Raw genomic sequence first — 14,758 nt, 5'->3', positions numbered from 1 at the left:
TTAGACCTGGAATATAGGTGAGATGGCTGTGGGCCACGAATCTGTAACATTAGAGGAAAGGAAGGATGAGTGCTGGGTTAACACCGGGGGTTCATTCCATACCGAACTGGGCAGTTCGCGGCGTAATACAGGGGCAACTTCCTTGGCAAAACGCTCCACTTGCTCCAGTTGCTCGCTATGCGTCAGTCCATCTACGCTGATACTCAGCACCTGATGTCCGTAAGCGGCATGATAGTCCAGAATTTTCTCAATGACCTGTTCCGGACTGCCAATTAACGCAGGACCTCGTGCAATGTTATCCTCCAGATCGGTGAAGGGGGACTGGTTATGCTGTGCGGCGGCAGTGGCATGGAACGCTTCATAATATGGCTTATAGCGGCGAATGGCTTCTTCGCCCGTATCCGCAAGATAGAGACTGCCGGCACCAGAGCCAATCACTGCTTGCTGCGGATCATGACCATAATAATCGAGGCGCTCCCGATAATGATCAATTAACGCTTTATATTTGGCCTGAGGATGAAAAGAATTCGACGTGAAGAGCGGCTCGCCATATTTGGCAGCGAGTTCGGTCGAGACCGTGCTCGACGCGCTACCATGCCAGATTGGGATGGATTGCTGAAGCGGCCTGGGCCACGTGGTCACTCCCTCAAGAGGAGGGCGATACGTTCCCTGCCAGGTTACATTCTCTTCAGACCACAGCCGTCTTAGCAGATGGTAGCGTTCATCGAGTGAGTCCCATTGTTCCTCTTCGCGTATGCCAAACAGCGGATAGTGGCGAGGGTCATTGCCTTTCCCGATGATCATCTCCAGCCGTCCGCCCGATAATTGATCCAGCGTGGCATAATCCTCGGCAACCCGGACTGGATCAAGTATACTAAGAACAGTGACGGTAGTTAGTAACCGAATGCGTGTGGTTGCTGCGGCTATTGCGGTTAATACGACAGGTGGCGAGGAAGATAAAAAAGGCGCACCGTGTCGTTCACCGATCCCATAGGCATCGAATCCCAGTCGTTCAGCCAGCTTCGCTTGCTCTAATATATTGTGGAATTTCTGCTGAGTTGTCAGAGCTTCCCCGGTTACGGCATTAGGCAGATTCATCATGAGACTAAACAAGGCAAATTTCATCTGACCTTCTCCTCGAACTGAATTGATAGTATCTGTGTCGTATAATCCTATTGAAATAGTAGGATATGTAAGTTGAATTAAATGTATCACGTTCTCACGGATTCTTCTAATGGATTTTTTCTATAAGCAGGAACAGCGAGGCCTCCTTGCATAAATGTGAAGGAAATTGCCACGATTTTTATTGACCGCTGTAAAATTTAGGATTAAAATTGTGCTTATCATATAAATTCAAAATTATGGATTTTCATTGTGGAGGTGGGATACATGGAACCTACAACTACGATACGCTCATATATTGAGGACTACATCAGGAAACAGGGGTACACCCTGCAGTATTTTGCCGATATATCGGGAGTTAACGCTGGAACGCTTAGCGCAATTATTAAGGGGACTCGGCCCATCGCTATGGCGCAACTGGATCTGATTACCCAAGGCATGAAGCTGGAAGAGGGGTATTTCTACGAGATTTATGGGGCTGAATGTTTCGTGGAATCGGCACCTCATTGGAGGAGACTGGAACCATTCCTGCAACGCTGTGCTGAATTGGACAAGCTCGAATGTATTCATAAGGTTATCCAGGAAGTGACGGATGATCGCTCGTATATCTCGGAGTTGTTTGAGATGGCGGAAGGCATGCTTGAACGTGAACAGACGAAGGCTGCACGGATGTTGTACGAATGTGTGGCGGAGTGTGAGAAATATCAACACTCGGAACGTCTGGCTCTGTGCCAGTATCGCATCTTCACCCTCTCGCTTGGTCAGAATCAACATGATAACCTGCGGGCCGCTGTGCACTTTGAGCCATATATTAATCGGCTGGATGAGGAACGGCAACTGGATGCGATTAAGGATTTGGCGAATACGTATCTGGCTTTAAGGTATTGGGACAAGGTATTTGATTTGGCAGAAGAATTGGGACAAAAGACTAGTTTCCTGACTTCTTATAAAAAAAGAAAATTAGAAACACCTAGAATTACCTCATATCCTCATTTTGTATACTCGGCATATTCAAATCTATTAAAGGCTGCTGCCTGTGATGGAAAAGAAGAGTACCTTGATGCTCTCCGCTATACAGAGGCGTACTCCAATTTGATTAGAATTGAACAGCCAGATGATGAGGATCTTAAATACATTAATAAATTTAGTGGATGGGCTGAAGTAAATCGGTACTTATACAGACTTATGATGGGAGATTCCGAGGTTATAAGTCCTTATATTGCAATAGTTACAAAGAACGAGGCAGAGGTTTTGCCTGCAATGTTGAAAATAATGGAGGCAGCTAACCACCATAATATAGATGTTGATTCAGTTCTTGAAAAAATGGATTCATATGTTTCAATGTATAGCAAAACCTATGGAGATATTGGAAGTTATACTGAACAGATTACGAATGAACGTTACGTTCAATTCCTCAAAGAGGTATCAATATATCAATTTAATAGAGAAAGATACACAATGGGATTTCAACATTTGTTTGAATGTTTAGAAGTAGCACAGAGTATGAAGAGTGAATCCGTAATTATACAGTGTGTAGGACTGTTTGAAAGACATAGATTCAAAGTTTCATTAGAGTTAGAAAATAGATATAAAACTATAATCGAGGAGGTCTATCGTAACTATGAGAAAAAAGGTAGCTTTGATCGTAGTTTTGTTTAGTGTTGTTTTGTTGATCAATGTCTTTTCTCAGGGCAATATCGAAAATGTTATAATGTATAGCCCAAGCACTCATGGTGGAGCAGGATTATAGGAGATTTACACTGTTTTGAAAAGTAAGTAAGCAATATCAGATCCTGATTTAAGGATGATAATGCTTACTTACTTTTTTTTGTTGATTGACCGATGTAAAATACAGGATTAAAATAACATTTATTATATGTAATTGAATTATAAGTGATTTGGATGACGGAGGTGAGATCGTGGAATCGGTACCTACGATAAAAATACATATTGAGAAATACATGAGAGAGAACGATCTCAAGTTGCAGCATTTTTCCGATATTACTGGGATTAATGTTGGGACATTAAGTGCCATTCTTAAAGGTAGCAGACCAATGTCTATGAACCAACTGAATCAGATTACTTTTGTAGTGGGATTAGAAAAAGGTTATTTTTATAAAAGTTACGGGGTAGAATCCTTCATTGAATCTGCGCCCCACTGGAGACGTTTGGAACCATACCTATACGAGTGTGCTGAACTTAGTAAGCTGGATTGCATACAACAAGTTATTACTCATGTGACGGACGATCGATCTTATATAGAAGAGTTATTTGAAGTAGCTGAAGGCTTCTTTGCTAGAGGATTAAATGAAGCAGCTCTTATTTTATATGAGTGTGTTGCAGACAGTGAGAAATATCAACACTCAGAGCGGTTGGCCTTATGCCAGTACCGCATTTTCCTGCTTAATAAAACGCTGAATAAATTTGATAATCTCAATGCAGCCGTAAAGTTTGAACCGTATATCGATAAATTGAATGAGGAAGTACAATTGGATGCCATTAAAGATTTAGCTAATATATATGCTTCAATTAGCTTATGGGATAAGGTTCTGGAATTGGCTCAAGAACTGGAACGGAGAGTTAACTTTCAGATTAAATTTCAAAATGAAAAGCATAAAACTAAAGGTAGTAAATCCTTTTATCCTCTATTTGTTTATAATGCTTATGCTAATCTGCTACAGGCTAATGTCTCTGAAGAGCGAAAACAATATGTACAGGCATTAAGGTACATAGATATATATGAAAATATTCTGGATGAAATTAAAAGTCCAACTAAAGAAGAACAAGATTTAATAAAGCTATTAATGGGGTGGGCTAAGGGTAATCGATATTTATATACATTATTTTTAGGTGATTTCGAAATTCTAGATGTTTTATTTAGATTATCTTGATGCCAATCCTAAAGAAATCCTAACAGCTTTCGTATATATCGTGAAGTGTGCTAATCAGTATTCGTACAATATTAATTACGCATTGGATAGATTCCATAATTATCTTGATAAGAACAGGCTAGTTAACTACGTACTAGGAACGAATAATTTGCATGATTTGAATTTTAGCTATACTCACTTATTCTACGAACTAGCAAAATACAATTTAAATCAAAACCAGATTCAGCAGGGGATCGAACATTTAATTACTAGTTTCGAACGTTCTGTCTCAAGTAATGATGACATGATGTGTATCAAATGTATTGACTTATATGGAAAGTATAGAAATCACGCTAGTAAGACCCAGGAAGAGCAGTATACAAAACTAATAGATAAGTTAAGTGTACCAACTTTTCGATAGTAAAACATCTGGGGAAGGACGATGAAGACAATGTCCAATATACGTTACTATATTGAAAGTCACTTGAAGAATAAGGGATATAATCTACAGCAATTTTCAGAAATCGCTGACATTAATGTGGGCACATTAAGTGCTATCATTAAGGGAACCAGACTTATTTCAATGAACCAACTAGGCCAAATCACATCAGCAATGGATTTAGAACAGGGGTACTTTTATGATATGTATGGTGTGGAGTGTTTTATTGAATCTGCACCCCATTGGAGACGCTTAGAACCGTTTATATATCGTTGTGCTGAGATTGGCAAGCTGGATATTATTCAACAAGTCATTACTCATGTGACAGATGATCAATCCTATATTGATAAGTTATTTGATGTGGCAGAGAGTCTCTATAGTAAAAGCATGAATGAAGCAGCACTAATTTTATATGAATGTGTAGCCGACAGTGAGAAATATCAACACTCGGAGCGGTTGGCCCTTTGCCAGTACCGTATTTTCCTACTTCATAAAACACTGAGTAAATTTGATAATCTCAATGCGGCGGTTAAGTTCGAACCGTATATTGATAAATTAAATGAAGAAGTGCAATTGGATGCAATTAAAGACTTGGCCAACGTGTATAATACGATACATTTGTGGGACAAGGTCGAAGCATGGGCACGGGAACTGGAACGGATTGCAGAATTTCAATTAAAAATTCAATCCCGTAGGCGAAAAAATAAAAAAAGGCTAACAGCCTATCCTCTTTTTACATATGTAGCCTATGCAAACTTATTAATATCAAGCGTTTATGATGCCCGCAAGAAGTACGATAAGGCCATAAATTATCTGAAAAAATACATGGAGATAATTGAGATAGAGAACCCTACAGAAGAGGATCAAGAAATAATAGATTTATTCAAAAAATGGGGGGAGGGTAATCGACTGTTGTACCAATTAATGCTTGGTCAAGAAAGTGTAATCGATTCTTATTTGGATTATATCGAAAACAACCCGTCAGAAATGTTAGCTGGATTGGTTAATATTTTGCAATCGGCTAATCAGTATTCCTTTAACATTGACTATGCCTTGATTCGATTCGAAAATCAGATCAAATTAATTAATACGGATATGCAAAATAAAAGTGGATATAACGATCAAATGTTTAACCGCGTGAATCAAGACTTTTATTATGAATTGGCAAGGTATCAAATGAAAAAACGTAATTATTCAATTGGAATGGATGCCTTACTTATATGTTTAGAGCTCTCATCTTCAAGTAAAGATGATCTGATGTGCATTAAATGTTTGGATCTGTATGGGGAGTATCGGAGTGAAGCCGATGAATCACAAATGAAAAAGTACAAAAATGTAATAGAAAAGTTAAGCACACCAACTTTTTGATAATGAAATATCTAAGAAGGGACGGTGAAGAAAATGTCCAATATACGTTCCTATATTGAAAATCACTTGAAAAATAAGAGATTCAAGACGATCACATGCTAGTAAAGTGTGTAGATCTATACGGAACTTATAGACAGCAAGCTAGTTTGTCTCAGCAAGAGACGTATTCACAATTATTTAAGACGATAAATATTAAATAAAACAAACAGCCTATCTGCTTTTGAGGTAGGCTGTTTTGTGTTTTGAAAAGGGATTAGACAGAGCGCAATGCCTTTTCTAAAGATTTGTTTTTACAATATTATGCAAAACATATTATGTTCTAAAAAGCACTTGTAGTCATTAGCGAAACTAAATAGCTTACTCATATTAAATGTTTTTCTAGAATGTCCTAGAGGGGTACATGCCATGAGGGAACTAAGTATCTTGAAAAACCAGATCGAGCAAGGCCGGCAAGAGTTGAGTCGCTTGGTAGATCAATATGAAATCTCAAATATAAAAGTGATTGAACAGTCTATGGCACTGGATGAGCTAATTAATGAATATAATAGAGTTACTTTAGGAGTGAACGTAAAGAGGTGTAAAGTATTGTGAAGCTAACTTAAAATCATAGTCATACTAAAAATAGTGTTTGTATGGTGATCATCAATGTTTAATAACAATAGGGCTATATTATGGATTATTATTCATAAAAAGTTTATTTAAGTTTCTTTTGAAAATGATTATATGATTAATCTGATACAAAGAAAGAAAAGAGGTGATTGCAACGTTAGGATATGGATAAAATTTGATTTAAGTCGATGAAGAGAGAATTTTAGCTTCAAAGATATCACAGTCTTATGATCTTAGTTTCTTTATTAAGTTAGATAGGTTATTAACGTGACTATTTTTAAACTTATGAGGAGGTTCTATCTATGAAAAAATTTGGGAAAATTCTATTAACAGCAATTATGATTTCTTCCGTATTTTCAACGGTGGCATCTGCTTCATCTGAGGGACCAGTTATAAGTACGAATACGCCTGAAATAGTGAGTAATAATGATATTTCTCAGACAAGTGCAATAGGTATTTTTGATCCTAATTTTAAAGAAAAAGCTAGTTCACAAGGACTTGATCCTGAAACAATTATTGCAGGGTATTATGTTCCTTTTGATAAGACCCGTTCCAATCTATCAAACGATCAGGTGCTTCCTTCTGCGATAGGAGATTACTATCTGAAAAACATTGACATGACCCAAATTACTGGAAATGTTATTGAGCGTGCGATTGGAAAAGGTCCAGCGCCCTTGTCCTTGTCTGTTATTGATGGTGTAGCTACTACGTTCTCTGCTGAGGTTTCTTCGAAAGCTGGATGGGGAGGCGCAGAGATTGCTGCAAAGCTAGGCACGACCTATCAGGCAACTCGTAACTTTAACAAAACATACGGACCAATCCAAATTCCTGCAAATAAAACATATACCATTTACTGCGCACCAACATACAACTACTATTCGTTTCAGATATGGAAACAAGGTTTCTTTTCTGATTCTTATATTGGTACTTATGAGTATAAAGAACCGACGGGTTTATACTTTTACTGGCAAGATACTACTGGTTGGTAACTAGACATAATTTCACAATTTTGGTAATATGGTAGCGCATACAACAGCAATACTATATTATCAAAGGAGAATTTAAATTTGAAAAGTAAAATGATTTCCTTAGTAGCCCTTATCTGTTCACTTATATTATTTGTTATTGGATTTCAGTTTATTACTCAAAGTACTGATTGGGGTATGGACAAAGCTATGTTGGTTCTTGCAGAATACCAAAATGTTAAGTCTGATACGTCTGATATCTTTGGTAGTTTCATAAACTCAGAGATTTGGTCGTATAAAATTGAAGGAATATTATTGATATTTTTAGGGATGTTAATGTTGTATTTAGCAAATTCATTACGAAGTAAATAAGTAAAAGTATTCGGGTTCCGAATACTTTTTTTCTTATTTACTGTACTTGCCAATAATCGCTTCAAATATTTGTAAGTTAAAAAGCCTGACAGTAGCCCTATGCCACTTTGAGCTGCGTTTTAATTTGGTTTAATGTAGCTCCGCCTTGGGTTTGGTTGTAAATATACTCAATAATGTCATACTTTTTCTGATCCATAGCCAGCCTAACCTTCGCCGTCCGAAAATACGTTTCAATGGCCCAACGTTTGCTGTAAAAGCTCAGAATTTCTTCATTACTTAGGGAAACATCCGTACTTAGAAAAGCTCTCATTTGCTTGGGATCAAACCCTTCTCCATAACATAGGAGCAAAGCGGCGTTCTCCACTACATTGAGCTTGCTTTCATAGCGATATACCCGGTAATCGGAGGAGCCGATGGTCACCAGATCGGTATCCGTTTTCGAGATGTAGGAAGAAAAGCTTTTGTGCGATTGCCGGATGTCTTGCGGATAGAAAATACGGTTCGTTTTAAATCACTAATGAAGTGAAATCCACGCTCTGAACTCGTTTGAAGCACTGAAGCCGATGGATACCAAGAATCCATAGGACGTAGGTTCGGCAGGAAGACATAGGGAAGGCTGAATCAGATCATTAACTAGATCGATTTTGCTTTTCCCTTGCAGATCGTGACGTTCTGTAGCAAAATAAAACATCTGCTCACCCGAGCGGAGTAGCGTTTTGAGCAAGTACAGTTAGGTAATTACGCTTCTAATGAGAGATAAAGAAGGAAATCAATTGGAGGTTGTCCTTTGAAAATAACTCGTGAATACTCCCTTCTGTTTACTAAAATGAGGATTTAATAAAGAGGAACTTATTTTATTTGAATGTGTGGCAGGCAGGATGTGCTTAAAGATTAAGCGAACCTTGATGCAACCACCATGCTTATCCCCCTTCCCTTCTACTCCATAAATGAGCGACAATAATTACCAGTAAAGAGTTAACTTCTGCAACAAACTGTGCTAAACTGGAGATAATAAAAAAAGAGCAAGGATGCGCGAACATCCCTACTCTTTACAACAGCCGCTTCTAAGGGCGGTGGCTGTGCATAGGTAGCTGAAATAGACCATTACCTTAGCTGGGGCGGTCTATTTCTTTTTGTTTTGATTATTTAAGGCAATGACAATAGTTACAATCAGTCCAATCAAGGTCACAATGAACCCCGCAAAACTGATCATCAATGTCAATACCGTTTCAATCGCCACAGGCATCACCTCCTTTGCAGGAGACTAGCCGACCACCCATATTAGCCATTCTGTTGATAGGAATATTATACCATACATGCTATTATGGTGGATACCGTTGCAGCGATCAGTACACATCTGATTTATATGTCTAGTGATTGCAATCGACAATGAACCCTATGTAGATGAAGAAATGAGTCCGGCTGAGATCAGTAATCTTTAAGTGGATCATATGAGGCGTTTATTCAAACGGGAGATGGCATCAATCATGACTTAGCTTTTTTGAGGCAGGTAAAGTAGGGAGATATAAATTAATTTTTGTTTTATGAAAACCACCTTTGCAAACGATCATTTTATTCTGCAAAGGAATATAATATGAATTTTTTGGCAATGTATCCTAAAATGTTATACAAAGAGGGGGTGCATGCTGTGAGTGAACCGGTACAGATCACAGATAAAATCGAACGGAACAGGCAAGAGTTAAGTCGTTTGGCGGAGAATCATGGCATGCAGGACAACAAAGTCCTCCGACAGTCCATGGTACTAGACGAGCTTATTAATGAATATTATCGATTCAAATATAAAAGCCAACTCAGGAACAGACAACCGATTGCATAATGCAGTCGGTTTTTTGGTCTAATTAGTGTTCTATAGAAATAGCGTAGTCGACTGTAGCGATACAGTCGGCTTTTTTTGCGTTCACCCTGAAACCTATGCGTATAACTTGAAATTCCGTACCAATTCCAGGATTGGCAGGATAGCGGATGATCATTAAAACTGGATATGATGACCCCAGTTATATCCAGATTGATCTGTGAAGGGGGCTCATACAATGATCGGGAGAGGGAGGGATGAACGGAAATGATGGACAAGGTACGCATTTTTTTCGGAAAAAATGTAAACCTGCGCACCAAGTTGCTCCTGTTGTTCCTGGCGCTGACGTTGCTGCCGCTAAGTTTGCAGGGATTGATGAACTACAAGCATTTCTCGCAGACGATGGATCGCAAGACCGAGCAATTCACCATTGATATGGTTCGCCAGATTAACGCCAATCTGAATCGGCTGCTGAAGGACTATGAGCGGTTGTCGCTCTTGCCGCTTTACGATCAGATGGTGCTTGGCATTCTGGGCAAATACAACGCTTCAATGGGGTCGGGAACATGGGCGAGGTCTGAGGATTATCTGAAAATGAAGCTTTACACATCGGGTCAAGCTTATGACCGGCCCGAGATTCGGGGAATTCATCTGATCAGCAACAGCGGTATTTTGTTCTCCAATCTCGATTCACTGGCGGTCAAGCCGGTATGGGACAGTAGGCAGGATGAATGGTTTGCAGAGCTTGAAGACTCGGAAGGGACATGGCGTCTGCTTCCTCCGCATCAACCCGGCTATTACACGGGCGGTCAGCAAGAATCGTATATATCGGTGTGCAGAGTGCTTCGAGATCCGGGAACGCTCCAGCGATTGGGTTACATTTTGATTGACATTCGTCTGGAGGCTTTCGGTCAACTGTTATCCAATCTGAATTATGAGCAAGATGCAAGTCTGATGATTGTAGACAGCAAGCAGCGTCTGCTGTTCGAACGGACCTCAATCGGAGGAATGTCTGCGTACGACCAGTTGCTAATGCAGGGACAGCTTCAAAGCTATGCAGGAAACCAAAAAGTTATTCTGGATGGGCAACTCTATCTCTATGTACAACACCATTCCAGCTATTCCGGGCTTTCGGTGATCAGTCTTACACCTATTGCTGTGATTCAAAAGGAGTCGGGTGAGATGCTCACCTTTACAATATGGTTCGCAGTGTTATGTATGGCGGGTATAGCGATTCTGGCGGTTCTGTTATCCTATCGTATCACCCGGCCACTGATTCGACTGAAGCACCACATGATTCGGGTGGAGCAAGGAGATTTTAGCCAGCGTGTATCATACTTCAGCAGTGATGAATTCGGACAGATTAGCCGGGGCTTTAACCGAATGATGGAAGAGATTCATCGACTGTTCAATGAGGTGTTTCTGCTGGGTATTCAAGAGCGGGAGGCCGAGTTGTCAGCGTTACAAAGCCAGATGAATCCCCATTTTATATACAACACGCTGGAGTCCATTAACATGATGGCCATTCGCCAGAAGCATGCTGAGGTATCGGACATGGTGACGGCGCTTGGCAAGCTGCTGCGTTATACGATTGATAAGGTGGACCGGATGGTTCCACTTGGAGAAGAACTTGCTTTTGTACAATCCTATGTACGCATTCAGCAGGTCCGTTACAACGGCAAGTTAGAGATTATCTATGACATCGAAGAAGCAATAACCGAGTATTTGATTCCCAAGCTGGTACTGCAACCGCTGGTGGAGAATGCAGTCTACCATGGCATTGAAGGGCAGGAAAATGGAGGAGTAATCTGGGTATCTGCCTTGAAATTCGACCATGAGCTGCTGATTAGTGTACGAGACAACGGTAAGGGTATGACTCAGGCAAAGATTGACGAGTTAAATGAATCCATATCAAAACAACCTTCCAATGAGGCATTACGTTGCCATGCCGGGGACAGTCTGGGGCTTAACAATATCGCCCAAAGGCTTCGCATCATGTATGGAGAAGGCGGCAGCCTAAGCATTGATGGAAGTCCCGGGCAGGGACTGGTGGTCACGATATCCATTCAACTTCTACCGAAAGGGGATTGAAGTGCATGTATAAAGTATTGCTTGTAGAGGATGAGACGGTCATCCGTCAGGGACTGAGGGAACTGATCGTACAAGTGTCTTCTCAGTTTCAGGTAACGGGCGAAGCATCGAGCGGTACCGAGGCGCTGGATTTTCTGAGATGTGAGGTGCCGGATGTGTTAATCACGGATATCCGCATGCGTGAAATGGACGGACTAACTTTGGTAAGCAAAGCAAGAGACATGTACCCTGAATTGCTAATGCTCATCATTAGCGGCTACGGCGAGTTTGAATATGCACGCAGAGCGATGGAGTTCGGGGTGTTGAACTACCTGTTGAAGCCAATCGATCGTTATGAACTGGCATTATGCATACAAAAGATTCAATTGCTACTGGATCGCAGATACGGTATTTCAACCCTTTCTATCCCTGAGCCATCTGGGAAAACAGAACAAGCTGCTGGAGATACACGGAAGATTATCCGAGATGTGAAGGAGCACATCAAGCAACATCCCGATGGAGATCTGCGACTTCAGACGATAGCCGATCTTGTTAACTTGAACCCTACTTATTTAAGCCAATTGTTCAAGAATGAAATAGGCATCAATTATTCCGAATACATCACAGAGGCACGTATGGAGCGGGCCAAGTGGTTGCTGATCAACACGGGTCTCAAAATCTATGATGTGGCACGGTTATCCGGGCATCAGAGCCCCAAACACTTCATGTTGGTGTTCAAGCAGCAGGTGGGATGGACCGCGGGAGAATATCGAGACCGATTCAGTATCTCTTGAAAAACCATACCATTTCTGTAGTTGACGTGATTTAAGGGGGAACGATGCTTTCGTTATACTTTGGTTGCACATGTATACCACGACGTCCATAAGGGGGATTTACATGAAAAAAGCAGGACTGATACTGGTTTTTATATTCATGATGATGGCTTCAATCGCGTGCGCAAGCTCCAATTCTAACAGTGAATCTGGGAGTGCAAGCGGAGAGAATGGAGAGGTCGAGCTGAAGTTCATGATGTGGGGCAATCAGGCGCATATGGATGTATACAACAAGTTGATCGATGACTTCACAAAGGAAAATCCAGGCATCAAAGTAACGATGGAATCCGTACCTTTCGCAGAATACCAGCAAAAAATCTCGGTGCTTGCTGCCGGAGGCTCCCTTCCCGATCTCGCCTGGGTATCAGAGCGAATGATACCACAATTCAAGTCCAACCACATTTTGGCCGATGTATCCGAGTTCAAGGATGATGCACAGTTTAAGCTGGATGATTATATTCCAAGTACATTGGATTTGTTCCGTGATGGCGATCAACTGCTAGGGCTACCTTTCTCTACACCTCCGGTGGTCATGTTTTACAATAAAACGCTGTTCGACCAAGCCGGCCTGACTGATCCAAACTCACTTGCCACCCAAGGACAATGGACATGGGAACAGTTCGAAGAGTCCGCCAAAGCCATTACCAGTAAGGATGCGACCAATCGAGTCTATGGTGCCAACTTTTTTCGCGACTGGAAGACCTGGGCGGTGCTTTCCTCCTACTCCTGGTCCAATGGAAGCGGTCCATTCGACGAAGGCATGACAACGTTCACCTGGAACGATGCCTATGGCGTACAGACCTTTGAATTACTGGAACGCATGATGTTCACCGATGAATCACACCCAAAGGCGGGCGAACAGGTCAGCTTTGATGCGGGTAATGTGGGCATGTTCTTTGATAATTACAGCTATGTTTCCAAAGCAAGAGAAATTACGGATTTTGAATGGAGCATCGCTCCTATGCCTTCCGGTTCTCAAGGCAGTGTGCCGATGCTGGGGCAGGCCGGATATGCCATGTTCAACGACAGCAAACATCCAGAGGAAACGAAGAAACTGTTGAAGTATTTTGCCAGTGAGCAGGGGATTCAGGCGACAGCCACCTACTTTGTACCTCCGCGTACCTCTGTTCTGAACTCAGATGCATTCATTCTCCAGCCAAATAATCCGAGCAAAGAGCATATCGTGCAGGCCGTCATTGATGAAATGCCAAAAGCGCGCTTAATTCCCGGTCATATCCGTTGGCAGGATATCGACAATGCGGTATTGCAGGGATTTGACCGACTGTTTGCCAAGACAGCGACAGCTGAGGATAACCTGAAACAAATGCAGGAAGAGATCCAAAGCGTGTTGCAACCCTAAATCATTCGATCGAAACCGGAGGTGAGAACAATGGGCAATTTCAAAGAATTACTTGAACGGGAACCGCTGTCGCTGGTGGTCAGCCTGCCTGAGAATGATATTGCTTTGGCACGGGCAGCTATGGAAGAGGGCGCTGATGCACTGAAGGTACATTATAATGTCGGTCATCGCGCCAGCGGGAATCATTTTGGTCCATTGGACATGTACGCCGAGGTGTTTCGGGCGATCCGCAGTGAGTTTGGTGGCCCGCTTGGGGTTGTACCTTCTGGCAGTATTGATGGAGCACAAAGGGAGGATGTGGAGGGGCTTTCCGGGCTGGGTTTTGATTTCTATTCCATCTATGCACATCACTTGCCTTCCTTCATGTTGAATGACTTGAGGCTGGACCCAACGTTTGCGATCAATGAGGAATATGATGCTTCCCTCGTAACATCAGCAGCGCACTTCGGCTTTACCGCTCTGGAGGCATCCATTGTACCTGGAAAAGAATATGGTACACCGCTCAGCTTCGCGGATGTGCTTAAGTATCGCCGTCTGGTCCTGCAAGCTCAGATACCGGTATTGGTTCCTTCCCAGCGAAAGCTGGTGCCGGAGGATGTTCGAGTGCTGCGCGATACCGGGGTAAAGGCGATCATGCTTGGGGCGGTCGTGACAGGCAACACGGAGGAACAGTTGCGAAGGGCTGTGAACGGGTTCCGCAATGCGGTGGACAGTCTGAACCGTCCGGACTATATAAGTTGAACTAAAGAATATTTACACTTGCCACTCCGATGCCAGAACAACCTTCCGATCGCTGTTATCCCCAGATTTCTTTTGAATCCCATATATAAAGGGGAAATCCGGGGATAAGCATATGCTTCCGATGCAGCTTTCTTCCAGAAAGCTTTTAGGCGACCGCTTCGCTTCTTCAGGTTTTTTCTGTCCTCTACGTTCTTGT

General features: G+C 41.8%; 15 protein-coding genes. 11 read left to right on the top strand and 4 right to left on the bottom strand.

Going from position 1 to position 14,758, the window contains the following annotated elements; translation table 11 throughout:
* Positions 1 to 1,125 (bottom strand): LLM class flavin-dependent oxidoreductase, encoded by a 1,125-nt coding sequence (locus EL84_RS01410; protein WP_047840409.1) that lies wholly within the window; start codon positions 1,123 to 1,125, stop codon positions 1 to 3.
* Positions 1,126 to 1,530: 405 nt separating this feature from the next.
* Here EL84_RS01410 and EL84_RS01405 point away from each other — a divergent pair, with 405 nt between their 5' ends.
* The 6 genes from EL84_RS01405 to EL84_RS01375 all read left to right on the top strand — a co-directional run bounded on the left by EL84_RS01405 (position 1,531) and on the right by EL84_RS01375 (position 7,745).
* Entirely contained in the window at positions 1,531 to 2,781 is a 1,251-nt protein-coding gene (locus EL84_RS01405) for a transcriptional regulator (protein ID WP_152682946.1), read from the top strand.
* A 260-nt stretch (positions 2,782 to 3,041) separates the two neighbouring features.
* Entirely contained in the window at positions 3,042 to 4,013 is a 972-nt protein-coding gene (locus tag EL84_RS01400; RefSeq protein ID WP_047840407.1) for a hypothetical protein, read from the top strand.
* A gap of 430 nt (positions 4,014 to 4,443) precedes the next feature.
* Positions 4,444 to 5,799 carry a transcriptional regulator gene (locus tag EL84_RS01390; protein WP_152682945.1) on the top strand — a complete coding sequence of 452 codons (1,356 nt, stop codon included), beginning with the start codon at positions 4,444 to 4,446 and terminating at the stop codon, positions 5,797 to 5,799.
* A 405-nt stretch (positions 5,800 to 6,204) separates the two neighbouring features.
* Positions 6,205 to 6,390, top strand: coding sequence for an aspartyl-phosphate phosphatase Spo0E family protein (locus tag EL84_RS01385; protein ID WP_047840404.1), 186 nt, complete (start codon positions 6,205 to 6,207; stop codon positions 6,388 to 6,390).
* 320 nt (positions 6,391 to 6,710) lie between these two features.
* Positions 6,711 to 7,397 carry a hypothetical protein gene (locus EL84_RS01380; protein ID WP_036616621.1) on the top strand — a complete coding sequence of 229 codons (687 nt, stop codon included), beginning with the start codon at positions 6,711 to 6,713 and terminating at the stop codon, positions 7,395 to 7,397.
* A 78-nt stretch (positions 7,398 to 7,475) separates the two neighbouring features.
* Positions 7,476 to 7,745 (top strand): hypothetical protein, encoded by a 270-nt coding sequence (locus tag EL84_RS01375; protein WP_047840403.1) that lies wholly within the window; start codon positions 7,476 to 7,478, stop codon positions 7,743 to 7,745.
* A gap of 97 nt (positions 7,746 to 7,842) precedes the next feature.
* On the opposite strand, the gene EL84_RS31625 is transcribed toward EL84_RS01375, so the two are convergent.
* The 3 genes from EL84_RS31625 to EL84_RS32410 form a co-directional block, all read right to left on the bottom strand.
* Complete coding sequence (locus tag EL84_RS31625; RefSeq protein WP_152682944.1) at positions 7,843 to 8,166, bottom strand: hypothetical protein; 324 nt, start codon at positions 8,164 to 8,166, stop codon at positions 7,843 to 7,845.
* Positions 8,167 to 8,259: 93 nt separating this feature from the next.
* Positions 8,260 to 8,436 (bottom strand): hypothetical protein, encoded by a 177-nt coding sequence (locus EL84_RS31620; RefSeq protein WP_161799398.1) that lies wholly within the window; start codon positions 8,434 to 8,436, stop codon positions 8,260 to 8,262.
* 432 nt (positions 8,437 to 8,868) lie between these two features.
* Positions 8,869 to 8,985 carry a putative holin-like toxin gene (locus EL84_RS32410; RefSeq protein WP_222592206.1) on the bottom strand — a complete coding sequence of 39 codons (117 nt, stop codon included), beginning with the start codon at positions 8,983 to 8,985 and terminating at the stop codon, positions 8,869 to 8,871.
* A gap of 408 nt (positions 8,986 to 9,393) precedes the next feature.
* Between EL84_RS32410 and EL84_RS01365 the strand changes: the two genes are divergently transcribed.
* The 5 genes from EL84_RS01365 to EL84_RS01345 all read left to right on the top strand — a co-directional run bounded on the left by EL84_RS01365 (position 9,394) and on the right by EL84_RS01345 (position 14,562).
* Positions 9,394 to 9,582, top strand: a complete 189-nt coding sequence (locus tag EL84_RS01365) for an aspartyl-phosphate phosphatase Spo0E family protein (RefSeq protein WP_047840476.1) — start codon at positions 9,394 to 9,396, stop codon at positions 9,580 to 9,582.
* A 243-nt stretch (positions 9,583 to 9,825) separates the two neighbouring features.
* Positions 9,826 to 11,649, top strand: a complete 1,824-nt coding sequence (locus EL84_RS01360) for a sensor histidine kinase (protein WP_047840402.1) — start codon at positions 9,826 to 9,828, stop codon at positions 11,647 to 11,649.
* 5 nt (positions 11,650 to 11,654) lie between these two features.
* Positions 11,655 to 12,422, top strand: a complete 768-nt coding sequence (locus EL84_RS01355) for a response regulator transcription factor (RefSeq protein ID WP_047840401.1) — start codon at positions 11,655 to 11,657, stop codon at positions 12,420 to 12,422.
* Between the two features lie 103 nt (positions 12,423 to 12,525).
* Positions 12,526 to 13,821 (top strand): ABC transporter substrate-binding protein, encoded by a 1,296-nt coding sequence (locus EL84_RS01350; protein ID WP_047840400.1) that lies wholly within the window; start codon positions 12,526 to 12,528, stop codon positions 13,819 to 13,821.
* 30 nt (positions 13,822 to 13,851) lie between these two features.
* Positions 13,852 to 14,562, top strand: a complete 711-nt coding sequence (locus EL84_RS01345) for a hypothetical protein (protein ID WP_047840399.1) — start codon at positions 13,852 to 13,854, stop codon at positions 14,560 to 14,562.
* Positions 14,563 to 14,758 lie beyond the last annotated feature (196 nt).

The sequence above is a fragment of the Paenibacillus sp. VT-400 genome (assembly GCF_001029205.1).
GTDB lineage: Bacteria > Bacillota > Bacilli > Paenibacillales > Paenibacillaceae > Paenibacillus > Paenibacillus amylolyticus.
This window is presented reverse-complemented; position numbering and strand designations above follow the sequence as displayed.